A 24,443-nucleotide genomic window follows, 5' to 3' on the forward strand; every position below is an offset into this window, starting at 1 on the left:
TAGAAATCATTCTTTTAATACGATGATTACATACTAAGAAAAAAGACTATTTGCATGTTCAAGAGCTTTTTTCCTCTTACAATATATCACTGATTTTGTTAAAAACTTTCTTTTTAATCAATTTTTAATGATACGTTCAAGGTATCTTAAGTCCCCTTCTCTAAACTAAATAGCCCGATTAGAAAACCAATTGTAGCAACTGGTTATTCCATTCGGGATGGGGATCATCCTTACGAAGTGGGCCTATTTTTGGGCATTCTTTTTTTTCTTTTTTATATAATTGATAGAAACGTATATCAATAAAAAAATTATGAATACGACACCTAAAAGTGGAACATATTCCGGATTTATATGAAAGGCATTGCCCATATAATACCCTGCCACTATAAAAGGGACAGTCCAGAGAACCGTGCCTAACAGGGAAAAGAGGAGAAATTTACAAAGGGGGATATGATTGATTCCTGCAAAATACGGACTAATTTGTCTTATTCCTGGTAAATAAAATCCAAACACAATTGTTTTTTGGACATTTTTCATATACTTTCCCTGTACTTTCTCCCAGAGATCATTTGTAATGCCCACGTATTTTCCAAATTTATTTATAAAATGATACCCAACATATTTACCACATACATAAGCGATAAGCATCCCTATAAAGGCTCCAAGAATTGCACTCAGCGTGGCTAAACCAAAAGAGAGCTTATTTTGTCCAATCAAGACTCCGATTAAAAATAGAAGAGATTCTTCTGGGGCGGGAATTCCCACAATGCCCATGAATAAAAAAAGAAAAATGATAAGATAGCCATATAAGTCAATAAAATGTAAGATACTATCTATATTCATAAAATCCCCTCGAATCAGTTTATAAGTCTTTTAATGTAATAAATTGTGTTCCCTTTTTTATTGTTTCTTGTAGGTAAACTTCCAAGGCTTCAATCATATATCGAGGTGCTTCTTTATCCGCTCCCAAGGTTTCCCCACAGTCATGGAGCAGGAGAATGGAACCTTCTGTTGACGTTTTTCGCAATTGATCAAGTAGGTCATTTTTACATGTTTCCACTTTCCAATCTCCGAAAATGTCTGACCACATGATCACTTGAAACTTCTTACTGGCAATTTGCGTAAAAATATTAAAATGGCCCCATGGAGGTCTGTAAAAAGTGACTTTTTCATGGGTACATTCCATTATGGCCTTTTCAGTCATATCTAACTGTTTCCTTAAATGAAATGGCGAAAGGACCCAGCTTGAAATATGATCAAAATGATGGATTCCAATTGTATGTCCTTCTTCATGCATTCGTTTAATGATATCAGGGTTATTTTTCACTTTACTGCCCACAACAAAAAACGAACCCTTTAACTTATACTTTTTTAAAAGGTCAAGTAATTGTGTCGTATATTCAGGGTTAGGTCCATCATCAAAAGTTAGGGCTATCCTATTATTCCTCTTGATATTTTTGGTTATGCCCAGTCCGCATACACGAATAAATACCGTTGGGACAATCGTATAAACGAGAAATAGCAATAATAAGATACTCAAGCTAATCATCATATTAGTGTCACTCACAGAACACCTCATTCTTGTATTTAGCGGCAAATTATCTTGCGCCTTCTTAATCATTTAGCAAGTAGCAGATTACCTTTTGGGTAAGGACAATACCACCTCTGTTCCTTTTCCATCGGTACTAACCACTTTAATTTCCCCATTATGTTGATTCATTATATTTTTGGCTATCGACAAACCTAGCCCTGTTCCACCTGTCTCCCGGCTTCTAGCCTTATCCACCCGGTAAAAACGTTCGAAGATATTTTCTATTTCATTCTCAGGTATTCCAATCCCATAATCTTTTACCCTAATGACTGTAGAGTATAACTGATCCTTTACATACACATCAATTTTGTCATTACTATATTTGATTGCGTTATCTAAAAGGATAATGATCACCTGTTTTATCTTCAATTCATCTGCTATAACCATAATGGAATCTTCTTGATAATGAAAATCTATTTCCCGGTCATAGACTTCTTTGAATTGATTAAACACGTTCTGACATAAAGTTATTACATTCAATGATTTATAATCCAAAGTATTTTCCAATTCTGTATCGGCTAATTCTAGCAGCCTTTCCGTCATTTTCTGTATACGGGTTGCCTCTGAATGAATTACATTTATAACATCAAGTGCTTTATCTTCGTTTTGTATACGACGTCTTCGCAGTAGATCAGCATAACTTTTTATAATCGTAAGCGGGGTCTTTATTTCATGAGAAGCATCCGAAATAAATTGCTTCTGTTTATCCAAATTTGCATCCAATCTGCCCATCATCCGATTGAATGTAACAGCCATTTTTTGCAGTTCATCCTTTGTTTCATGTTGGATGATGATTTTTTTTGGTATACCGCTTTGTTCAATATCCTCCATCGTATTAATCATATTGGAAATAGGTCTCATAATTACATTCGATAACCACCTGCCGCCTAGCAACGATAACCCCGCCCCTAATAGCGTACAAAATGTCAGAATGGAAAGTAATACATCCTTCCCTAATTCCAGTCCTAGTAATCTATCGCCAATTTCTAAAGTTTCAACAACTTTACCTTCGGATAGAATAGGTACTCTAACAATTAATATTTGTTCTTCTTTTTTCGCTTGTCTAATTGTGCTTCTTTGCGATTCTTGTTCGCTTGAAAATTCACCTTTAAATTTAGTAATCAAATAAGGGTCACTGGATACTTCGCTACTAATTTGAGAATCAGGTTGAATGATCCGTATAAATGAATGATTCGTTAAATATGTCGTTAATTTTTTCTCTATCTCTTGAGGAGAATCATCCTTTTGAATTTCAGCAATAATATTTTGCGCTTTGTGAACTAATATATCCTCTTCCATATTTACAGTAATTTTCATAAAAGAAATAAATACAACTGCATTAACGGCAACCAACACACAGAGTATCCAAGCAGTCGTGATCAGGTTAATTTTTGTAGTAATTTTCATTACTTAATTCTCCCTTACTGTATAGCCAATTCCTCTTACCGTCTGAATAATCGTTGGATCAGAAAAACCTTCTTCCGTTTTCTTTCTTAAATGTCGGATATACACATCAATTACATTGGTCTCCCCTTCATACTCATAACCCCATACATTAATCAGGATATTTTCTCGTGTCACTATTTTATTTTTATTGGATAGTAAATAAACGAGTAAATCAAATTCCTTCGGGGTTAACGCTATAGAAAAATCGCCCCTGTTAACCTCCCGAGTATCGAGATTAATGAATAGATCCTTAATTGATAAGATCGATTCCTCTTCTTTTGAAGCTTTGGCAGCTATTGAATTCTGACGAATACAAGAACGTATTCTTGCCAATAACTCCTCGATTTCAAAAGGCTTCGTTATATAGTCATTGGCTCCCTGATCTAGTCCCGTCACCTTATCCATTGTAATATTACGAGCTGTTAATAGGATGATTGGCAGTAAGGTGTTCTCATTTCGTATTCTTCTTAAAACTTCAATACCATTCATCTCAGGTAACATAACATCTAAAAGTATTAAATCTAATTTTTCCTGTAATGCCGCTTCCAACCCCGCCTTACCAGTATGGGCCACAAGCACTTCATACCCTTCGTACTCGAGTTCTATCTTTAATATCGTTGCTATCTGGACTTCATCTTCTACAACCAAAATACGCTGTTTCATTTAAAATCCTCCTACTTGAGTGCAATATGGAAAGGAAGCCACATCCACATGTATTTATCGAATTTAGCTAGGAATATTAGTTCCATCCTAAATACAGAAAATTGTCGTCCGCTTATAATTCAATACCCTTCTATATTTGCTCCAAAGTCCTGCATTTTACTCGCTTTTACTAATTATTGAAATGCTCTTTCTACAATTTAGCATTATTTTGCTTTTAATTTCGTCTTTTAATTGATTTTTAATCCTTTTTTCAAGTTGCGTTAAGGTTGACTTGATATGGTGAATATATCGAACAAAAGAACTATCCAATAAGGTTTTATCGAAAACGAAATAAAACAAAAGAAGATAAGGAGGATTCATAAATGAATGATACAAAAAGCCCATCCATCGGGCGTCAGATGTTGAACAAGGTTCCTGAAGTCATCATTTACTTCTGGATCATCAAAATAATGGCAACCACTGTGGGAGAGACGGCCGCAGACTTCTTGATTGGAAATCTGAAATTGGGCTTGACCAACACAACTTTAATCATGAGTGTCCTTTTGATCATTACGCTTTTCTTCCAATTAAAAGCGAGTAAGTATGTGCCAAGGATTTACTGGTTTACGGTAGTGATGATTAGCGTTGTAGGCACGCTAATTACCGACAACCTCGTGGACAATCTTGGGGTCAGTCTGGTGACCACAACTATCATCTTCACAGTTGCGATGCTTGCGACGTTTGCGGCTTGGTATGCAAGTGAGAAGACACTGTCCATTCACTCTATCTACACGTCCAAACGAGAAGCGTTCTACTGGTTGGCCATCTTGTTCACCTTCGCCTTGGGTACCGCAGCTGGTGATCTCATAGCAGAAGGTCTCAACATGGGCTATTGGAAGTCAGCACTTATGTTTGCGGCATTGATTGGGGTGGTGACCATCGCCCATTACGGTTTCAAACTAAATACAGTGCTTTCCTTCTGGATCGCCTACATCTTGACTCGTCCTCTCGGCGCCTCTCTTGGCGACTATCTGTCACAACCTCGTGATAAGGGTGGCCTTGGTCTAGGTACGACGGGAACCAGTTTGATCTTCCTCGTTATAATCTTGGGCTTGGTCGTCTATTTGACCAAAACCAAAAGAGATGAGAGCAAAGTTGTAGAGTAGAGGTAGGTCAATTTCTGATAATTCAGGTGTCCATCACTGAACAGGTTACAGACCTCTGGGAAAAGTACAATCTTTCCCCGATCTATCTGCTACATTTACTTGATACAGCTTTCGTGTTCGGGTCTCACCCTATAGATTGCGCCATGCAGGGCGCACAAAAGTAAAAGCCACCAAATTGGTGGCCTTTGTTATAGAATGCAATTTATCTTTATTTTACAAAACTTCGGCATTAATTTAAATCTTCAAATCCATATTTTTCAAAAATCTTGATAGAATCTTCACTTTGAAGATAGTCGTAAAATAGCTGCGCCTCTTTTGGATGAGAACTATCCTTAATCATGCCTACTGGATAAATAATCGGGTCGTGTAAATCTTCCTTAGCTGTTGCGACGATATCAACTTTTTCTGAGTTTAAGGCATCTGTTTTATAAACTAGTCCTGCGTCTACATTTCCTGTTTCTACGTATGTAAGCACTTGGCTAACGTCCTTGGCATAGACCAGTTTTCCTTCAATCTCTTTCCAAAGATTTAGGTTTTCTAATGTTTGTTTCGCATATTGCCCTGCCGGCACTGACTCAGGGGTACCGATGGAAATTTTGGTAGCCTTTGTGATGTCATCTATTCTCTTGATTTCTTTATCCGATTCCTTTGGAACCACCAGCACAAGTTCATTTCCTACTAAGTCGATTCCATTTTTCTCTTCAATTAGGTCTTCGGCTACCAATTTTTCAAATTTATCTTCTGCAGCAGAGAAAAACAGATCCACAGGTGCTCCTTGTGAAATTTGTTGTTGAAGAGCTCCAGAAGCTCCTAAGTTATAGTTTACTGTCACATTTGGATTTTCTTTTTCAAAAGCAGTTTTAATGTCATTTAAGGCAGCTTGTAAACTCACGGCTGCTGACATCGTCAATTCTACTTTCTCGTCAGCTTGTTGCGTCTGCTTTTCTGCGCTTTTTTCTTCATCACTTGAACACCCTGCCCCCACTATCACAAGCATCATAACCGAAAAAATCATAAGGTATATTTTTTTCAAAGTCCCTCTTCCTTCCTTACTAGTTATAATTAGTTATATCTAATTATAACTAGTATAAGTCGTATAAAAGGTTTTAATCAATGCCCTTTTTCCTGTGAATTTACTTTTTTAAGGACTCTAAGATACAATAAAGAACGGAGGGATGCACATGTCAAAAGAGCTTTCCTATACGATCGAGGAAGTGGCACAGCTTTTAAAGGTATCTAAATTGACAATTTATGATCTTGTTAAAAAAGGGGAACTCCCAGTATTCCGTGTGGGAAGGCAGATGAGAATGGATGCAAAAGATTTGGAGTTGTATATTAATAACCATAAATCCAGTACATCCCCTGCTCCTGTTGCCGAACTCCCTGGAAACGAAGTGAAGGATTCCCTTAACCTTGTCATAAGCGGGCAAGACATGGTGTTGGATATACTAGGTCAGCACATTCAAAAGCACTCCAGCTATAAAACATTACGATCTAACACAGGAAGTCTAAGCGGTCTTATATCCATGTACAATGGGGATGCCGACATCGTTAGTTTGCATATGTTTGATGGAGATACTGGGGAATATAATCTTCCTTATATAAAAAAGATTTTGGTCGGTTATCCTTATATTTTACTTAATCTTGTTTCAAGGAAAGCCGGTTTATATGTTAAAAAGGGAAATCCCTTTGGCCTCACAAATTGGACTGATTTAAAACATAAAGACTTGGCCATCATCAATCGGGAAAGAGGATCGGGAGCACGAATTCTTCTTGATGAGCAGCTAAGGATTCACAGAATATCTTCTAAAGATCTTAAGGGATATGAAAACGAAGAGACCAACCACTTAAGTGTGGCTTCAGCGGTTTCTGCGGGGAAAGCGGATGTGGGTGTGGGAATTGAAAAAGCTGCAAAAATCGTTGGAGTTGACTTTGTCCCATTAATTACAGAACGTTATGACCTTGTTATTTTAAAATCTCCGAAAAACGAAGAGCTCATAAACGTTGTTAAGCGGATTTTATCATCGAATCCATTTCAAGCTGAAATCAAAGCTTTAGGCGATTATGATATTTCTCAGACAGGCTCTATCATATACGAGACATATTAAACAGGAAGGCTACTGATTCAGCAGCCTTCCTGTTACGTATGCATCAAGCCATGGTCAATGATTTCAAACGGTTCTATTTGAAATCCCCCCTTTGAATGCCTTTTTTCGGGTTCTTCTGTTCATATATCTTTGGCAATTCCAAATAGAAGACAAGCATAAGAAGCCTTTTCTTACGGGGAACACAATAACCTCAGCTATAAAGGAGTTTGGGCTGTCGGGCTAGATAGGAAGGCGTACCATTTTGATTAAGGTTAAGGATCAATTTCATGACTTCCACTATTCCCTCAGGTTTCTCCAACTCTATTTCCTTATGATAGGATTCTATGGATGTGCTCCACTTTTTCATTTTTTTCTGATCTTTCAATATACTCAGCAATTGTTTTTCAAAAGGCGTTTTCTGATTAAGTTTAAATACAAGTCCTTGTTGTTTTAAATACTGCAGATTAATTTCCTCCTGCCCCGGAAGCCTGGAGTGAACAAAAATGGGAAGCCTTTTTCGCAATGCTTCGCTAATCGTGACACCGCCGGGTTTCGTAACGATTGCGTCAACTTCTTCATAAAGCCTATTCATTTCAGACCTTGAGGAGATATAAGGCAATGGCTTGATATGAGGTAAGTTCCATGTATCGAGTTCTTCATACAGCTTGTTGTTATTTCCGCAAAGAACTAAATAATCAAAGTCGGTTGAAGTCTTTAACTCATCACCTAAGTTCAAAATCCCTCCCAGACCGCTATTTCCTCCGGATATCAAAATTTTGGGCCGTTCTGTGTTTTTTTGAACAGAAGCATTTTTAGTGATTTCCTCGTGCACGGGTATGCCAGTGACCATCATCGTTTGTTTTGATATTTGACGCATGCTCATCAGCTTTTCTTTTACTTCTTGACTAGGAAGAAAATGGGCATCTATCCCTTCGCTTCCCCACACGTTATTAATGAAAAAGTCCGTGTACACGTTTATTACCGGTGTGCTGCACTTCCCTTTTATCTTTAGCTGACTCAAAAGGTAGGAAGGGAAACCGTGTGTACACACAATTAAATCAGGCTCTTCCTCTGCTATCAATTGTTCCAGTTTATTCATGAATAATTGCTGATACCATTTAAATATCCGTTCCTTTGGAGAGTGCACATAAAACAGATTCTTATAGGCAAGATTATAGGTTGCCGGCGCATAACGGATCCATGTTAGATAACTGCTTGCAATGATTTTTTCTAAAGAAGTATTGGTATAACTGATTAGATCGATTTTTTTATAAGTAATCCCATTTGAATGCTTTTTTAACATATCCATTAATGCCTCTGCAACTTGATGATGTCCCGACTGCATTCGAAAGAGAGGTAAAAACAAAATCTTCTTCATATGTGTCATCTCCTAAGAAATCATTCTGAAAACACGAAAATATATAGCTCATGATATCTTCCTCCTAAAATATCGTTGAACAAATCCTTTTTCATTTCCAACGGTTTATAATAAGGAGCCGACTCAACTTTTGGACATTTGTTTTCTCTTTTTCATGTATTTGATAGTAACATATAGTACGAAAATAATTAAAAATACAACACCTAAATATGGAACATATTTGGGATTAACATCAAAAGCATCCCCCACAAAATAACCGGCCACTATAAAAGGAACGGTCCAGAGTAAAGTGCCTAATAGGGAAAATAGGAAGTATTTCCGAAAGGGTATAGATGAGATCCCTGCAAAATATGGACTAATTTGTCTTATACCCGGAATATAAAATCCCAATACTAAGGTTTTTTGTGCATTATCCGTATAGTTTTTCTTTGCTTTCTCCCAGCGTTCACTCGTAATCCCAATGAATCTTCCATATTTATTTATAAATGGATACCCCACATATTTTCCGCATGCATAAGCTGCAAGCATTCCGATAAAGGCGCCGAGAATTGCACACAGCATTGCCAAACCTAGTGAGAGCTTACCTTGGACAGCCAACACCCCAATTAGGAATAGTAGTGATTCTTCTGGAGCAGGCACTCCCACAATGCCGAAGAATAAAAAAAGAAAAATGATCAGGTATCCATATGAATCAATAAAATGTAAAAGCGTATCTATATTCATAATACCCCCAGAATTAGTTATAAGTCTTTTAAAGTAATGAAGCGTGTTCCCTTTTCCTTACTCTCCTGCAGGTAAATTTTTAACATTTCGATCATATAGCCTGGTGCCTCTTTATCCGCCCCCAAGGTTTCACCACAGTCATGAAGCAACAGGATGGAACCTTCCGTCGAAGTGCTTCGCAGTTGATCAAGCAGAGTATTTTTGCAATTTTCGGCCTTCCAATCCCCGAAGATGCCGGACCACATTATCACTCTATATTTCTTACTGAAAAGTGGGGTGAATAGATTAAAATGGCCCCATGGCGGTCTATAAAAAACAACCTTTTCATTCGTAACTTCATTTATCGCCTTTTCAGTCATTTCCAACTGTTTCCGTAGATGGATTGGTGATAGCACCCAACTTGAAACATGATGAAAATGATGGATACCGATAGTATGTCCCTCTTCATTCATTCTTTTAATAATCTCAGGATTACTTTTCACTTTATTGCCAACAACAAAAAATGTGGCCTTTATCTCAAACTCTTTTAAAAGATCAAGTAATTTTATTGTATATTCAGGGTTTGGGCCATCATCGAAAGTTAGCGCAATCCCATTATTCGAATTGATTTTTTTTGTTATTCCCAGACTGCTTACACGAATAACCACCGTTGGGATAATCGTATAAAAGATTAATAGCAATAAAAAAATAATAAAACTAATCAGCCATATATGCATCACACAAAACTATCCTCTCATTATTGATATTACCAATACTGATCCTTTCCCTTTATCATAATCATTTACCACAATGCAGCAAATGTTATTGTATTCAGGTAATTCATTAAAAAACCTCCCCTTACAATTTAGCATTTTTTTTTCATTACTTTCACTTATCAATTATTTTTTTATTTTTGTAAAGATTGACAGACCAATAGCCCGCTTACAGTAAAATCATAAAACACCCAGACTATAGACAACTTCGAAGAAAACGAAAAGTGTTCGGATGATTTCAGAAATCCGCTCCCTTTCCGCCGACTGTCTGCCAAGCCTCAGCAAAGCAAGCGGTTGCAGGGTCTCGGCTAGCCAGTTTTTCGGCAGGAGTGTCGCATATTTCTTCAATCCAATAAGGGTTTCATAAAACAATAAAAACCATAAAGAGCGAGTTTGCCTGCTCTTTTTTTAAAGGCTATGTTAAATTCTAATGTTGATATTTGACCATAAGAAAACCGCCTTGGTGAAAAGGCGGTTAATTGAGCTATCGTCCCCGTAGTTAAATAAATTAGTTGTGTCTGTTTTTATTGAGTGTCTTCGTCGCTTTTGTATTCCAAAAATCACCTGGCTGACAATCCAAAGTCTTACATATCCGTTAATCATTCATTTTTTGACTTTATATCTGGGGCATCTTTTAATGGCTTTTGAAGTGCGTCCACAATGGCTGCGATGATACTTGTTGCTAAAATACCCATTAGACATAATGATGTAGGACCCGCTGCATCATCACTACCTGTAACTTTAGCAAGCACCCTTAAGCTTACTATTCCTAACAAAATGAGGAAAATGACTGTAAAAGCACATTTCTTTATAATCTTCAAAGATTTAAGGGATACTTCAGAGAAAGCATTGTTCTTTTCGATGTAGGTTAATAGTTTATATGCTTGATACAACGCAACAGAAAACGCAATACAGAATCCGTATGCACATACTAAAAAGGGGATTAGGAAGTAAGCCGTATCTGGATGTACCCTTGCATCTCTAACGGCTATCTCAGGCAACCAGATACACAAAGCAAGCACTGCAATTCCAGCCAGAAAAATAATTACCTTTAAGAAAGTGGTTGAACCTCGTTTAACATTCATTTAAACACCTCACTTATTTAGTGACAACATGATTTTAGCAAATTATTTATCGTTTTACAATAAATTTATATTGTTTTTATTTATATTATTATTGTTATTGAAATATCCTTTTAATTTTGACAAAAATAAAAAGCACTTCTCATTACAAAGAAATGCTCTTACTTTAAAAGAACCTCCTTTTGTCGAAAAATGGGTATCTATCTGAATTTTTTAAATAAAGTTGATTGGAACGGAGGGTACGAGACTCCTGCGGGAAATGCGTGTCCAGGGGAGACCCCACAGGCGCAAAGCGCCGAGGAGGCTCCCGGACCGCCCGCGGAAAGCGAGTGCCTGGAGAGGAAATTAACATTCTATATTAACAAACCCTTCAAAAAAATATTCAGTTCATTTCTTCAATCCAATTAGTTTACCTGCAGATTTTTAAAAAAAACATTCCAGTTGATTGGAACGGAAGGCGAGAGACTCCTGCGGGAAATGCGTGTCCAAGGGAGACCCCACAGGCGCAAAGCGCCGAGGAGGCTCCCGGACCGCCCGCGGAAAGCGAGTGCCTGGAGAGGAAATCAACATTCTATATTAACAAACAGGGTCTCATAAGACAGTATTTTATAGACAAACTGAAAAAAACACCCTGAGGGTGTTTTTTAAAGAAATCCAATTAAAGAGCACATTCTTCAATTTCAAATCCAAGGTCTTCGATGATTCCCCAATCGGCTGTGGGTTCTTGACCGGCTGTCGTTAAATAATCGCCGACGAAGATGGAATTGGCTGCATAAAGTGCCATAGGCTGCATGGAACGGAGATTGACCTCACGACCGCCGGCCAGACGAATTTCTTTACTCGGATTAACGAATCTCATCATCGAAATCAATTTCAGGCATTTAGTGGGGGTCAACTCGGAAGTTCCCTCAAGCGGCGTTCCGTCAATTGCATTGAGAAAATTACAAGGAATGGAATCTGCATCAAGGCTTCGTAAGGATAGGGCGATTTCCACCGCTTCCGCCTCAGATTCCCCCATACCGAAAATGGCACCAGAACATGGGGACATTCCGGCATCCTTCACAGCTTCAACTGTATCTACCCGGTCTTCATATGTATGTGTCGATGTAATTTTGCTGTAGTTCTCCTGTGATGTATTCAAGTTGTGGTTGTAGCGATGAACGCCTGCTTCCGCCAGTTTGCCGGCATGTTCCTCATTCAAGAAACCTAAACAGCAGCAGATTTTAAGATCCGTCGTTTCGCGGATTTCTTTTACCGCTTCAATGACATGATCGATTTCCCTGTTGGTAGGACGTCGGCCGGACGCAACGATGCAATAAGTACCCGCTTTGCGACGAATTGATTCTTGCGCTCCCTCGACAATCTTTTCTTTAGTCAGCCAAGCATATTTATCGATTGGGGCTTCCGAAACGATCGACTGCGAGCAGTAGCCGCAATCTTCCGGACATAATCCTGACTTTGTATTGATGATCATATTCAATTTAACCTTTTTCCCATAATGGTGCTTACGTATGAGATAGGCTGCATTCAGAATTTCCAAAACCTCTTCGTCTGGGGCTTGTACGATGGATAATGCCTCTTCCTTCGTCACTTTATATCCTTTGATAACGTTCTCTGCCAACATCTTCCAATCCCTAACCAATGTTTCCAAACCTAATCCCTCTTTTCTTTTAATGTTCTATATTCCTTCCCATGAATCTTCCGCGATTAATTACCTGAATCCTTGGAACGGATTGGATCATTTTGCACACTCAATACAAAATAAAACTTTTAATATGTTAACCTTAAATATTTTAAGTTAACATATCGATTGAATAATAACATACATACAAAATATTATTCAATGGTCTTTTTTCAATATTTTCCTAGTCTGTCCTTTAAATCCTAGGAAAGCTGGCATTTTATATGTTAACTAAATATATAAATTAGTTGACATATAAAATGAGAATCAGGCAAACTAATAGTGGGCATTCTGCCAGCCATTTCTAAAAAGGAGGTTGAAAACTTGAAAGCAAGGACGATTTCTTATGTGGCCCTTTTTACCGCGTTAACTGCCATTGGCGCCTTTATTAAGATACCTATCCCTTACATACCATTCACACTGCAAATTCTGGCAGTCTATTTGGCAGGCGCATTATTGGGGCCCCGGCTTGGGATGCTCAGTCAGTTATGCTACGTCTTGATCGGACTTATCGGGGTGCCCGTGTTTGCTGAAGGCGGGGGATTCGGCTACATATTCAAACCCACTTTCGGCTATTTGCTCGGATATATACTGGGAGCCTATGTAAATGGATGGCTGATCAACCGGTTTTCCCTCTCCACGATTCGTTCCATATTCTTTGCTAATGCCGCCTCTTTGCTGACAGTTTACTTTTTCGGCTGCATCTGGCTGTATGGTGCGATGAAGTGGATTGTGGAAACGCCGCTTTCAATCAACCAAACGATTCTTTACGGCTTCTTATTACCTGTACCCGGTGATTTAATGCTATGCATTCTATGTGCTGCCATCATTCAACAAGTACGTCCGCGCATTGAAAAATTTATAAACGTAAAGGAGCTGAATCATCCATGGGCCAAGCCTACTTTATAACCGGAACTGGCACGGATATTGGAAAGACCATCGTCACGAGTGCGCTCTATCTGTCGCTTCAAACATTGGGAAAAAGCGTCACGATCTTCAAGCCATTTCAAACTGGAATCAATGAGGAAAATAATACATACCCGGATATATCTTGGTTTGAGCAGGAGCTCGGTGTAAAGGAATCAGGGTTTTACACACTGGAGCCCGAAACTTCCCCACATTTGGCGATTAAATTAACTGGTAGTCAAATCGATGAGAAGAAAGTCGTGGAAAGGGTTCATGAACTTGAGGAAATGTATGACATCGTATTAGTCGAGGGCGCTGGCGGATTGGCTGTGCCGCTCATTGAACGGACGGAAGGTTTCTATATGACGGCGGATTTCATAAGGGATTGCCGCATGCCTGTCCTCTTCGTATCCACAAGCGGTTTAGGGGCGATTCATGATGTCGTGACGACCCATTCTTATGCCCAAGTCCATGATATAAACGTGAAAACCATTTTGTATAATCATTACCGGCCAGAAGATCGGATTCATCAAGACAATATCGAAACCATTGAAAAGCTGACTGGGCTGAATGGTCTCGCCTGCATCCCAACAATGGCCGATGTCAGAAAAGACTTGAGGAAATGCATCCTTAATTTGCTTGGTGATCAAAATTATACCCAACAACTGAAAGAGGTGTTCAAAGCATGAACAGTCAGGATTTAGAACAATGGGATAAGGAATATGTATGGCATCCGTTCACGCAAATGAAAACGTATCGGGAAAGTAAACCGCTGATCATCGAGCGCGGCGAAGGCAGCTACCTGATTGATGTGGATGGTAAACGCTACCTCGACGGCTATGCTTCATTATGGGTGAATGTGCACGGGCATAACGAGCCGGAATTAAACGGCGCCCTTATTGAACAAGTGAATAAAGTCGCGCACTCCACGCTGCTTGGATCTGCGAATGTACCATCGATCTTACTGGCAAAAAAACTGGCAGAGATCACTCCTGGTTCTTTATCGAAAGTATTCTACTCCGACACGGGATCTGCCGCTGTGGAAATCGCTCTTAAAGTCGCTTATCAATATTGGCAGAATATCGATCCCGTCAAACATCAGAATAAAAACAAATTCGTCTCACTTGACGAAGCATACCACGGCGATACTGTCGGAGCTGTGAGTGTGGGCGGCATGGATCTATACCATAGAATCTTTAAGCCCCTCTTATTTCAACGGATCTCCGCCCCCTCACCATATGCCTATCACATGACTGAGTACGGGGATCAAGAAGCCGTGAAAAACCATTGCTTGAAGGAACTGGAGAAGTTACTGCAAGAACAATCAGAGGAAATTGCAGGATTGATCATTGAACCGCTGGTACAGGGAGCAGCAGGCATCATAACCCATCCCCAGGGCTTTTTGAAAGAGGTCGAACAATTATGCAAAAAGTACAATATCCTCTTAATTTGTGACGAAGTTGCCGTAGGATTCGGTCGCACCGGTACAATGTTTGCCTGCGAACAGGAAGATGTCGTCCCCGATATCATGTGTATGGGCAAAGGGATCACTGGGGGATATATGCCACTCGCAGCCACCATCATGAACGAGCAGATCTTTCAATCCTTCTTGGGAGAACGGGAAGAACATAAAACCTTCTATCACGGCCACACCTATACAGGAAACCAGCTAGCCTGTGCACTGGCCCTGAAGAATATCGAGCTGATGGAAAGCCGCAATCTCATTAAAGACATCCAGAAAAAATCTAAATATCTATCACAAAGACTGCAAGCGCTATACGAACTTCCGATCGTCGGCGATATTCGCCAGCGCGGCTTCATGATTGGAGTGGAAATCGTTAAAGACCGTGAAACAAAAGAAACGTTCACCCTCCAAGAGAACGTCGTTTCCGGGATCATCCATACAGCACGGGAAAATGGCCTGATCATCCGGGAACTTGGTCCAGTCATCACGATGATGCCAATCCTTTCCATGTCAGAAAAAGAACTCGATTTCATGGTCGAAACCGTCTACCGTGCCATCCAGGAAGTCTCCATTCATAAAGGATTGATTCCAGCAGCAAACTGATTCAAAAAGAAACCGGAAGAGCAGGGCTCATCCGGTTTCTTCTTTTCCCTTTCTGTAGGCCAAGCCTCATCAAAGCAAGCGCCTACGAGGTCTCGTCTCGTCTAGCCAGTTATTCGGCATGAGTATCGCAACGTTGATTTCCACTCCAGGCACTCGCTTTCCGCGGGCGGTCCGGGAGCCTCCTCGGCGCTCTACGCGCCTGTGGGGTCTCCCTTGGACGCGCTTTTCCCGCAGGAGTCTCGAACACCCGCTCCAATCAACTTTGTTTTAAAATTTTGATAGAAACCCTTTTGTTAACAAAGCGGACTTCGGAATGGTTTAATCCCGAACCGTGATTTTAAAACAGGACTAGGTTATATTTCATGGTTTTTTCCTATTTTATAAAGCCACATTAAATTGAAGAAGGCAGCTACCCCCTGCTGTCTCTTTCATTATTTAAATAAAAAAGAAAAGACTTCCTTATTATGGTATTATTTACATAAGATATTTGAGGAGGTTACAAAATGATGTTGGGAGTTCCACTCCTGGTTGCTTGTGTCCCTGGAATGTTAGTAGTATTTTTGGCGTGGTGGTTTAGGAAATTACATTTATCTTTATTTATAAGGCTTTTACCAGGCATATTAACTGTAATAACTTCAATTATTTTGTTTTACATTGGTTTTGTGAACATTAGAGGGTTTGAAGGAGCTGGATATGGAATACTGGCTTTCTTTTTACTTCCCTTTGCTATTGCGGCTTCAATTATTGCGATTAAAAACAGAGGTGTACAAAGATAAAGTTAAATTCAAATGACTATGAAAATAGGAATATATACAAAGACTAAAACGAATAAAAGACCAATTGCCGAAATGAAAAATAGCCGGATATGTTGGGCGTTTGCCCCCTCCACCCGTGATATTAAATAGATTCAGGCAATAATGCAATTGAAAAAAAGGCTAAGCAGGACCAGCTCGTTCTATAGCTAGAAGGAATGAATAATAAAAAAGATGACCCCGTTTAATTCGGAGGTCATCTTTTTTTGCTGCAGGCTAAGTGTTAGCGAATGCCTTTCATGTAACCTTGAATCTTTGGTGATAAGACCATAAGGATCAGTCCAAGGACCATTGAAGCAACACCGATCACGCCAAAATAAGCCATTTCGGTTTGAGGAGTGTAGAATCTGACGATTTGTGCGTTCAGTGCTTGTGCTGCTGCACTTGCCAGGAACCAAAGGCTCATCGTTTGTGCCGAGAATGCGGCAGGAGCCAATTTTGTAGTTGCTGAAAGTCCAACAGGAGATAAACAAAGTTCTCCAAGTACTACAAGGAAATAGCTAAGTACAAGCCATAGCGGATTGACTAATGCGTCCGATCCACCGAAATAAACAGGAAGCAGGATCACCAGGAATGATAAACCGGCGAACAATAAGCCTATTGAGAATTTTTGAGGAATGGTCGGCTGACGCTTTCCTAGTTTAATCCATAACCATGCGAATACTGGTGCAAGGGTAATGATGAACAAAGGGTTCAAAGATTGGAACCATGCCGGGTTTATTTCTATTCCAGCAAAATTCAACTGTGTCCGTTTGTCTGCATAGCTTGCTAATATAGTTGCACCTTGCTCTTGAATCGCCCAGAACATGACAGCTGCTATAAACAAAGGAATATAGGCAATCAAGCGTGAACGTTCAACAGAAGTTGTTTTAGGACTGCGATACATGAAAATGAAATAAAGGGTCGGAATAACGATCCCTAGGATACCTACAAGATTGATAAAGGTTTGAATCGTTAAGATGCCTTTAGCGGCAGTGATGCCGATGATGGCAGCTATGATAAGTGCAGCTATCCCCAATTTAGTGAATACGCTTTTCTTTTCATTCTGTGATAATGGGTTCGCAGGAAGAGTTCCAGCAAGGCCCAGGTTCTTTTTCTTTGTTGCAACAAAGACGATGAGTCCAATTAACATACCAATTGCCGCAAGTCCAAAACCAAGATGGAAGCTGTAGTCCATTCCGACTGTACCGACAACAAAAGGTGAAAGGAATGCACCCATGTTGATACCCATATAGAATATACTGAAACCGGAATCCCGGCGTTCGTCATTTTCCGCGTAAATTTCACCGACAATGCTTGAAACATTCGGTTTTAATAAACCAGTACCAAGAACAATGAGTACCATGGAAACAAAGAACATGGAGAGACTGCCTGGTACAGCAAGGACAATATGCCCGAGCATGATCAATATACCACCGTAAAATACGGCTTTGGAAGTCCCGAAGATCCTATCGGCAAGCCATCCGCCAATTATACCTGACATATATACTAAAGATCCGTAAATGGATACAAGGGCAAGGGCTGTGGGTTCATCAAGACCTAGTCCCCCTTTAGAAACTTCGTAATACATATAGTAAACAAGAATTGCCTTCATGCCATAATAGGAGAAACGCTCCCAGAACTCAGTAAAGAAAAGGGTGAATAATCCTTTAGGGTTTCCAAAAAAACCTTTTTGAGGTACACTATCCACAATTTTCTGTTTATTTATCGTTGCCATACCTAGCCCTCCTTTTATTATTGTATAATAACTTTTATTTTCTCTATTGTAAATAAATATTTAGTATATTTAAATAATTAATTTCAAAATAAATAGAAGAGGGTTGCCACCATGCAAGCCAAAGTCCGGGTTTCGCAGTTAAAAACACCCCATATAGTCTAATAGGGAGCTGCCATCAAAGATATATTGCCCTAACTTCAACAATGGTATTACGTTTCATATCTCTTTGTTTGCCATGCACATGCAATGAGAATCGGAAAAATGGGGAGACCCATTTTGGAAAAAAACAACTTCAACCGTTAAATACACCGTATAATAGATATAACCAAAAATGAGGAGGCACGATAATGCTAGGGATCATAACTGTTGTGCTTATTTTTTCCATCCCTATAATCGCCATACTGACAAGCCATTTCGAGAAACAGTCAAAGACCAAACACAATATGCTGAAAGTTGAATTGGAACTTGAAAAACTTAAACATGAAAACTTTCTTATGGAGACGGAAAAAATGAGGCTGGAACTGGATCAGATGAAATTCGAACAAAAAAGAGACGAGCCAAGGTTACTTTAATCAAGTAACGTTGGTTCGTCTTTTTTAATGGGTATTTTCCCGTTTTAAAAACCTCCCGCCCATCATAAGAATTACAAGTAAAGCCGTTTTAATGGATATATTGATCGCCCACAAGAAGGTCTGACAGCACTTTTGTCGGGATGATGAACTCGACGGCCCCCATATATCCCGGCGCAGCTTCATAGCTGTTAAAGGCGATGACTAGTTTGCCATCTTCGTTTATATAAAAGTTTTGGTTTTCATCGATGCCTTTAAATGCAGTAAGGTCATCATCTTCGACCCAATATATCTTTTCCGGATCTTCTGCCATCTGCCTCTTCATCTGTTCTTTGATGTTCTCACTAATCACCTGAAGATAACGATCATCTTTAAATAAGCTATTTAGTGTTAATAGCACATCGTTTTTCTTGTCGACTGTATCGAATTGACTTTCTGTAGAACTGGAAGCAGAAATCTTATCCGTATAACGCTGTACGGATAAGATCGTTTCATTATCCGTCAATATCACATATCCGCTTTCCACGGACATATTGCCCTTTTCCCCTTCCTTCAGTTTTGACATGGAGTCCGTGAATTCCTTATAAAGCTGCTTGCTTTCCGATAAGTATTTCTCATTCAAGCTATCTTCGAGCTGTTTATTCTCCAGACCGGATATGGCAGGTGTTTTGATTACTGCCGAGGAATTATTAGCTTCTTCTTTCCATTCGACGAAGGTAATCACTTTGATGACCTTATCGACTATCGGGATTTCACTCATGGCTTTCGCCGCTGCCGGACTGATGTTTACGGAAGCTGTCACAATCAGAAGCGCTGCAGCCGCTGACATGAGGATATTCCTGCCAACCCTTGGCTTCTTGGGCTTTTCATTCAAGGCCGCTTGAACGACATCATTCAATTCCTTTGGTATCGGTGTTTTAAGATATTCTTCCCGCAGATCTTTTAGTTTTTTTTCCATCTTTTCGTTTCCTCCCGTTCAGTCATGTTGATCCGCAATAGTTGCAATGCTTTATATAATCTCGTTTTAATCGTGCTTACGTTCTCTTCCAGCACTTCCGCTATCTCTTCCAGCTTCAGGTCCTCGAAGAAACGGAGAACGACTACCGTTTTGTACTTGACCGAAAGTCCTTCAAGGGCTTTTTGCAAATCCAGGTCAGGATAGTGATCTTCCTCACCGCTGCGTAAGTATTCTATTGTTTCGTCATCGGCGACGGTCAGTTTCTTTTTCTTCCGCAAAACATCCAGTGCCGTTCGGACGATGATCTTATATAACCAGCTATCTATAGAAGCAGCGTCTTTGATTTTGCTGCTGGAGGCCAGCGCTTTCCTGATTGATTCCTGTACAATATCAAGCGCATCCTCTTGGTTTTTAACATAGTAAAAAGCAAGTCTGTACAAATTTTCTTGCCGTTCGGTTATCCGGGCCGCGATTAATTGATTCATATCTAGATTTTTCATTGCATGAAAGAGCTCCTTACATTTAAATTACGTATCCTGGGTACTAAGGATAGACGTTTATGCAGCCATAAAAGTTTGAAAATGAACAGGGAAATATATAAATATAAAAAAATGAAATTTTTTACAAACTTTTAAGGCTTTTGGCGCGTCTATATAGTAGAATGATTATCGAGGTGGAGTGCATCATGAGTAAATTAAATTATAAAAAAGTCTTTATTTTTCTATTTTGTCTAACAGCTACTGTGGGAACGTTGGGGTTAGCCATCAAAAGCCTTGCTTTTGATAAGAAAAGAACCGTTTCGGCCTATACAACTGATAAAAATTACCCAGAAGCCGATATTCAAACGTATGTGAAAGATAATACGAAAGGCGGGTATTCAGCCAGCAGGCCCGTTCTGCATTTAGAAAATATCGACAAGCAGCTAGAAGCCTACATAAAGAAAGAAATTAAGGATTATGAAAAGAAATGGAAAGCATCCGATGGAAAAGCTTCCGAGCTTAACCTCACTTATACGATCCTCCATTTCAGCAAACAGACCATTACGATTTCCTTCGATAAATATGAGCAAGTGGAAGGAAAGAAGCAGTCTGGATCCCAGATCTTCACTTATGATATTCCATCTCAGCAAAAGCTCTCCATAGAAGACATCTTTGCCACGGATACTGATTATTTATCCGTTTTATCCGATATTGTTTTTGAAGAGTTAACGGAGAAGGAAGAAGAAGGCACTTCAAACAGTCTCATTAAAAAGGAAAACAAACTGAAGGCAGCCAACTTCAATTCTTTTTCAGTCTTGAAAAATACGCTTGTATTCTACGTTAAGACTGATGATTCAACTAAGACCCATACAATAGCCATCAAGAAGGAACTTTTTAAAGATAGTTTGCTAGATTCATATCAAAGTCAAGATTTGAATGCGGATCGTGTAAAGGAATGGCAGCCGAAACATATCGTCGCCAAACTGCCCGTGCAAAATGAATGGATCGACCCTTCAAAAAAGGTCATTGCCTTGACGTTCGATGACGGGCCGCATCCAAGTTATACCACGTCCATTCTTAAAGACCTGAACAAGTATGATGGACACGCGACGTTTTTCGTGCTTGGAAGCCGCGTACAGCACTATCCGGAAGTTCTGCAAAAAATGCTGCAGCAAGGAAATGAGATCGGCAACCATTCATGGGATCATCCGCAGCTGACGCGCTTAAGCAAGAACAAAATCAAAAGTCAAATCGAAAAGACCCAAGAAGCTGTAGAAAAAGCTACAGGTGCTGAGCCAAATCTCGTCCGTCCCCCATATGGAGCGATTAACAATAATGTGCGTGAATTCATGGAGGATATGAAAGTCACACTTTGGGATGTAGATCCCGAAGATTGGAAAGAGCGGAATGAAAAGAAAATCGTAAACAAAGTGATGAGCAAAGCCAAAGATGGCAGTATCATATTAATGCATGATATCTATCAAACTAGCGCCCAGGCTGCAGGAAAAATCATCAAGCAACTGCATGACCAAGGATATCAACTGGTCACAATTTCGGAATTGGAAAAGGTACAGAAAGACCGTGAACTTTCCGGAATCACCATAAAAGAATAATCAAAAGGAAAGAGCCTGTTTCGTGATTCGTAAACAGGCTCTTTCCTTTCAAATAAAATAAGCAGACCTTTGATCATATAGCAAAGGTCTGCTCATTTTATCATTCACCAAGATCTACATTATGATAAACTTGTTGAACATCTTCCAAATCTTCCAATGCATCAATCATTTTTTCGAATTGTGCTTGAGCATCTTCTGGAAGGGTTAGGTCATTTTGGGCAAGCATCGTCAGCTCGGCCACTGTAAAATCGCTGATTCCTGCATCCTTGAATGCTTGTTGTACAGCATGGAATTGTTCAGGTTCGGCATAAACGATGACACTTTCTTCTTCTTCAATGATGTCTCGTACATCAACATCCGCTTCCATTAACAGTTCAAGAACATCATCAGCCGTCTTACCTTCAATCCCGATGACAGCTGTTGCATCGAACATATAAGCAACAGATCCGCTGACTCCCATATTCCCGCCATTTTTCCCAAATGCGGCACGCACATCAGATGCCGTCCGGTTCACGTTGTTTGTCAATGCATCCACGATGACCATTGAACCATTCGGACCGAATCCTTCATAACGAAGTTCGTCATAGTTTTCTTCCGAACCGCCTTTGGCTTTTTCAATCGCACGGTCAATGATCGCTCTTGGAACATTGTACGTTTTCGCACGCTCAAGTACTACCCTTAATGCCTGATTGGACTCTGGATCTGGTTCACCTTGTTTTGCCACTACATATATTTCCCGTCCGAACTTAGCATAAATCCGACTAGTATTAGCATCTTTTGACGCTTTTTTTTCTTTAATGTTATTCCACTTACGACCCATTATATTCCACTCTCTTTCATCATTGATATATACGAATAGATTATTAAGATACGGCCCTATGAGAAAACCCAACAGGGGAATTCCTTTGAAGATAGGCTATACGTTTACTAGATTATATTATACATCAATTGTATAATTTTGAAAAAGTCCTGCACAACCATCACTGGTATTTATCGGAGCCTTGCGCTATTTTATATGAATTACTTTGGAAAACATCAGCATTGGTATAGTATGAAGTTAACGGAAAGGAGAGATGATCCATGAAGGACAACCAAATCATCATAGGGATACCCGGTAAATGGAAGGACCGGACAGAATTGATTCAAACGGTCGCTTCCCAAAGTGAAGGGTATCTGTTAACCGGGAATGTTTTTCATAACAGCGATAAGAACATTACTTTTCAGGCTGAGATCCATGATTATGAACCCACTTTGAAAGAAAGCTTTTCCTACGCCAGTAAAGACGCCTTTTCGGAAAATGCATTAGAGGAGATCAATGACCATACCTTTACCGTTTATATAATAGCCGATGTATCCGATACCGGAACTGTTATCGATTTGATCGATGCCGGGGCAGCGATCCTAAGGGCAGGCGGAATGGCAGTGAAAATAGAAACGGCTGGAATTGCCCATTCAAAGGAAGATTGGCAGCATCTTCATCATAGCCCCGATATTCTCTCGGTATATGCCCATTTTGTCACGATCATCGGAGAGGAAGATTATTATTGTTCATTCGGAATGAAAGCTTTTGGTCTTCCGGATGCCGTGACACTTAACACGATGAGTCCGAAAGAGGCGGCTGCCCTGCTTAACACATTTAATTATTACCATTTAGGTGAACGTCCTCTCTTTAAGAATGGCGAAACCTTTAGCATTCAACAAGATGCACCCGACTTTATATTGACGGGCCTTCAGGACTTTAGATATGAAGAAGACCATCCCTTCTACAACCCGTTAGGATTATGGAATTTAGGGACAAGTAAATAGAGGAGCGATTCGCTCCCCCCAGACTGTAGATAAATTCGCATAAAGCGAGTTTGCCTGCAGTTTTTTTATTTAAAGGCTTTGTTAAAAGATTAATGTTGATTTTTGAACAAATAAAAGAGACCACCTTTTGGTGGTCTTCTTAAGTGCATCCTATGGAACTAACGCACCCGTTAGTTCATTAAGAAAAGGTTGCTTCAACAACCTCCCTTATTGATGTAAAGCACGTATTCCCTGACTTTCTTTGAGTGTGGGGTGTTGAGAAAGTATCTTGCTGAAAAGATCGAGACTTATCTTTTTATTCAGCTACCTAAGCCAAGTGAGTATCCAAATGTTTTAAAAATTTCTGCTGCAGATTACTGGTGTATCCAAAATAACGGCTGGTCTATTGATTCTGCTACTGAAATTTTTAGTGAGGAATGGATATCTGATGACGAGTTTTTTGTCACCGAATCTGAAATTTATGGGAATAATAAACTCTATCATCAATTGAAAAAAGAACTTCGAATAAGAAAAACATAGGGAGATTTTAGTCTTCCTATGTTTTCATTCATATTATTTATCTGTTTGTTTTTGCTTCTTTTTCAAATACTCCGCACGTATTTTTTCAAGTTGCTGCTTTTTATCAAATTTGGCAGGCTTCTGTTTTTCATGAAACTTTGTCACAGCTACCTTACCTTTGGTATCCAATTGATATTTTCCCACTTTTTTCACCTACTTTTCTTGTCTTTAAAGAGAATCTATTCAACAAATATAATATACCTTATTTTACTGAAGTAAACCTTATTACTTTATTAGTGTACTGCTAACTTTGCATATATCAGTAAAAACATTAAAAACTTAGTAAAATAATTCATCGCCAAATGGTATTCATTTCATTGCTATAATCAAAATAAAATGCCTTGACACTCTGCATAAGCCTCAATAATTCTATTTCTTGTTTGTTCAGCTCTCTTCTAAAGGTCCAATT

26 protein-coding genes are annotated in these 24,443 nt (G+C 39.4%); 10 read left to right on the top strand and 16 right to left on the bottom strand.

The genetic code is table 11. The features are described 5' to 3' along the window. Positions 1–243: 243 nt before the first annotated feature. The 4 genes from MKY17_RS24535 to MKY17_RS24550 all read right to left on the bottom strand — a co-directional run bounded on the left by MKY17_RS24535 (position 244) and on the right by MKY17_RS24550 (position 3,700). Complete coding sequence (locus MKY17_RS24535; protein WP_098372996.1) at positions 244–843, bottom strand: DedA family protein; 600 nt, start codon at positions 841–843, stop codon at positions 244–246. Positions 844–862: 19 nt separating this feature from the next. Then, positions 863–1,567: a polysaccharide deacetylase family protein gene (locus tag MKY17_RS24540; RefSeq protein ID WP_260398146.1), complete on the bottom strand. Its 705-nt coding sequence runs from the start codon at positions 1,565–1,567 to the stop codon at positions 863–865. Between the two features lie 69 nt (positions 1,568–1,636). Continuing rightward, positions 1,637–2,998 carry a HAMP domain-containing sensor histidine kinase gene (locus MKY17_RS24545; RefSeq protein WP_098372995.1) on the bottom strand — a complete coding sequence of 454 codons (1,362 nt, stop codon included), beginning with the start codon at positions 2,996–2,998 and terminating at the stop codon, positions 1,637–1,639. A 3-nt stretch (positions 2,999–3,001) separates the two neighbouring features. Continuing rightward, the gene (locus MKY17_RS24550; protein ID WP_057219206.1) at positions 3,002–3,700 is read right to left on the bottom strand and encodes a response regulator transcription factor; all 699 of its coding nucleotides are present in this window, start codon (positions 3,698–3,700) and stop codon (positions 3,002–3,004) included. Positions 3,701–4,062: 362 nt separating this feature from the next. Between MKY17_RS24550 and MKY17_RS24555 the strand changes: the two genes are divergently transcribed. Beyond that, complete coding sequence (locus MKY17_RS24555) at positions 4,063–4,845, top strand: hypothetical protein (RefSeq protein ID WP_339200998.1); 783 nt, start codon at positions 4,063–4,065, stop codon at positions 4,843–4,845. A 229-nt stretch (positions 4,846–5,074) separates the two neighbouring features. Here the strand turns inward: MKY17_RS24555 and modA are convergent, their stop codons facing one another. After that, the gene (modA, locus tag MKY17_RS24560; RefSeq protein ID WP_339200999.1) at positions 5,075–5,878 is read right to left on the bottom strand and encodes a molybdate ABC transporter substrate-binding protein; all 804 of its coding nucleotides are present in this window, start codon (positions 5,876–5,878) and stop codon (positions 5,075–5,077) included. A gap of 148 nt (positions 5,879–6,026) precedes the next feature. On the opposite strand from modA, the gene MKY17_RS24565 reads away from it, so the two are divergent. Continuing rightward, positions 6,027–6,953: a helix-turn-helix transcriptional regulator gene (locus MKY17_RS24565; protein ID WP_339201000.1), complete on the top strand. Its 927-nt coding sequence runs from the start codon at positions 6,027–6,029 to the stop codon at positions 6,951–6,953. Between the two features lie 190 nt (positions 6,954–7,143). Here MKY17_RS24565 and MKY17_RS24570 read toward each other — a convergent pair whose 3' ends face one another. From MKY17_RS24570 to bioB, 6 genes are all read right to left on the bottom strand, one after another. Further along, entirely contained in the window at positions 7,144–8,310 is a 1,167-nt protein-coding gene (locus MKY17_RS24570) for a glycosyltransferase (protein WP_339201001.1), read from the bottom strand. A 123-nt stretch (positions 8,311–8,433) separates the two neighbouring features. Then, positions 8,434–9,033 carry a DedA family protein gene (locus tag MKY17_RS24575; RefSeq protein ID WP_098372989.1) on the bottom strand — a complete coding sequence of 200 codons (600 nt, stop codon included), beginning with the start codon at positions 9,031–9,033 and terminating at the stop codon, positions 8,434–8,436. Positions 9,034–9,050: 17 nt separating this feature from the next. Continuing rightward, positions 9,051–9,749, bottom strand: coding sequence for a polysaccharide deacetylase family protein (locus tag MKY17_RS24580; RefSeq protein ID WP_098373067.1), 699 nt, complete (start codon positions 9,747–9,749; stop codon positions 9,051–9,053). 216 nt (positions 9,750–9,965) lie between these two features. Further along, entirely contained in the window at positions 9,966–10,157 is a 192-nt protein-coding gene (locus tag MKY17_RS24585) for a hypothetical protein (RefSeq protein ID WP_339201002.1), read from the bottom strand. Positions 10,158–10,384: 227 nt separating this feature from the next. After that, a complete protein-coding gene (locus MKY17_RS24590) occupies positions 10,385–10,870 on the bottom strand; it encodes a DUF2975 domain-containing protein (RefSeq protein WP_339201004.1) in 486 nt (161 codons plus the stop codon). A 655-nt stretch (positions 10,871–11,525) separates the two neighbouring features. Further along, on the bottom strand, positions 11,526–12,491 hold the full coding sequence (bioB, locus tag MKY17_RS24595) for a biotin synthase BioB (RefSeq protein ID WP_218925128.1): 966 nt from the start codon (positions 12,489–12,491) through the stop codon (positions 11,526–11,528). A gap of 381 nt (positions 12,492–12,872) precedes the next feature. On the opposite strand from bioB, the gene MKY17_RS24600 reads away from it, so the two are divergent. The 4 genes from MKY17_RS24600 to MKY17_RS24615 all read left to right on the top strand — a co-directional run bounded on the left by MKY17_RS24600 (position 12,873) and on the right by MKY17_RS24615 (position 16,298). Continuing rightward, positions 12,873–13,457 (top strand): biotin transporter BioY, encoded by a 585-nt coding sequence (locus MKY17_RS24600; RefSeq protein ID WP_339201005.1) that lies wholly within the window; start codon positions 12,873–12,875, stop codon positions 13,455–13,457. After that, positions 13,436–14,143, top strand: a complete 708-nt coding sequence (bioD, locus tag MKY17_RS24605; protein ID WP_339201006.1) for a dethiobiotin synthase — start codon at positions 13,436–13,438, stop codon at positions 14,141–14,143. Before MKY17_RS24600 ends, bioD begins: the two co-directional genes overlap by 22 nt. Then, the gene (gene bioA, locus MKY17_RS24610; protein WP_098372983.1) at positions 14,140–15,522 is read left to right on the top strand and encodes an adenosylmethionine--8-amino-7-oxononanoate transaminase; all 1,383 of its coding nucleotides are present in this window, start codon (positions 14,140–14,142) and stop codon (positions 15,520–15,522) included. The genes bioD and bioA overlap by 4 nt, the downstream gene beginning before the upstream one ends. 503 nt (positions 15,523–16,025) lie before the next feature. Continuing rightward, positions 16,026–16,298, top strand: coding sequence for a YesK family protein (locus MKY17_RS24615; protein WP_141994586.1), 273 nt, complete (start codon positions 16,026–16,028; stop codon positions 16,296–16,298). Positions 16,299–16,557: 259 nt separating this feature from the next. Here MKY17_RS24615 and MKY17_RS24620 read toward each other — a convergent pair whose 3' ends face one another. After that, positions 16,558–18,051, bottom strand: a complete 1,494-nt coding sequence (locus tag MKY17_RS24620) for a peptide MFS transporter (protein ID WP_339201007.1) — start codon at positions 18,049–18,051, stop codon at positions 16,558–16,560. Between the two features lie 347 nt (positions 18,052–18,398). Between MKY17_RS24620 and MKY17_RS24625 the strand changes: the two genes are divergently transcribed. Next, complete coding sequence (locus MKY17_RS24625; RefSeq protein WP_098372981.1) at positions 18,399–18,623, top strand: hypothetical protein; 225 nt, start codon at positions 18,399–18,401, stop codon at positions 18,621–18,623. Between the two features lie 88 nt (positions 18,624–18,711). Here the strand turns inward: MKY17_RS24625 and MKY17_RS24630 are convergent, their stop codons facing one another. Both MKY17_RS24630 and MKY17_RS24635 read right to left on the bottom strand, forming a co-directional pair. Continuing rightward, positions 18,712–19,578 carry an RsiV family protein gene (locus MKY17_RS24630; RefSeq protein ID WP_098372980.1) on the bottom strand — a complete coding sequence of 289 codons (867 nt, stop codon included), beginning with the start codon at positions 19,576–19,578 and terminating at the stop codon, positions 18,712–18,714. Continuing rightward, positions 19,563–20,078 (bottom strand): sigma-70 family RNA polymerase sigma factor, encoded by a 516-nt coding sequence (locus MKY17_RS24635; RefSeq protein ID WP_098372979.1) that lies wholly within the window; start codon positions 20,076–20,078, stop codon positions 19,563–19,565. The genes MKY17_RS24630 and MKY17_RS24635 overlap by 16 nt, the downstream gene beginning before the upstream one ends. 185 nt (positions 20,079–20,263) lie before the next feature. Here MKY17_RS24635 and MKY17_RS24640 point away from each other — a divergent pair, with 185 nt between their 5' ends. After that, positions 20,264–21,670: a polysaccharide deacetylase family protein gene (locus MKY17_RS24640; RefSeq protein WP_339201009.1), complete on the top strand. Its 1,407-nt coding sequence runs from the start codon at positions 20,264–20,266 to the stop codon at positions 21,668–21,670. A gap of 100 nt (positions 21,671–21,770) precedes the next feature. Here MKY17_RS24640 and MKY17_RS24645 read toward each other — a convergent pair whose 3' ends face one another. Then, positions 21,771–22,490 carry a YebC/PmpR family DNA-binding transcriptional regulator gene (locus MKY17_RS24645; RefSeq protein ID WP_053536610.1) on the bottom strand — a complete coding sequence of 240 codons (720 nt, stop codon included), beginning with the start codon at positions 22,488–22,490 and terminating at the stop codon, positions 21,771–21,773. Positions 22,491–22,750: 260 nt separating this feature from the next. Between MKY17_RS24645 and MKY17_RS24650 the strand changes: the two genes are divergently transcribed. Both MKY17_RS24650 and MKY17_RS24655 read left to right on the top strand, forming a co-directional pair. After that, positions 22,751–23,476, top strand: a complete 726-nt coding sequence (locus MKY17_RS24650; RefSeq protein WP_098372977.1) for a DUF4261 domain-containing protein — start codon at positions 22,751–22,753, stop codon at positions 23,474–23,476. A gap of 255 nt (positions 23,477–23,731) precedes the next feature. Beyond that, positions 23,732–23,995: a hypothetical protein gene (locus tag MKY17_RS24655; RefSeq protein ID WP_098372976.1), complete on the top strand. Its 264-nt coding sequence runs from the start codon at positions 23,732–23,734 to the stop codon at positions 23,993–23,995. 33 nt (positions 23,996–24,028) lie between these two features. Here the strand turns inward: MKY17_RS24655 and MKY17_RS24660 are convergent, their stop codons facing one another. Then, positions 24,029–24,178, bottom strand: a complete 150-nt coding sequence (locus MKY17_RS24660; RefSeq protein ID WP_048680414.1) for a hypothetical protein — start codon at positions 24,176–24,178, stop codon at positions 24,029–24,031. Between the last annotated feature and the right edge of the window lie 265 nt (positions 24,179–24,443).

Source organism: Peribacillus sp. FSL P2-0133 (genome assembly GCF_037975445.1).
Lineage (GTDB): Bacteria > Bacillota > Bacilli > Bacillales > DSM-1321 > Peribacillus > Peribacillus simplex_E.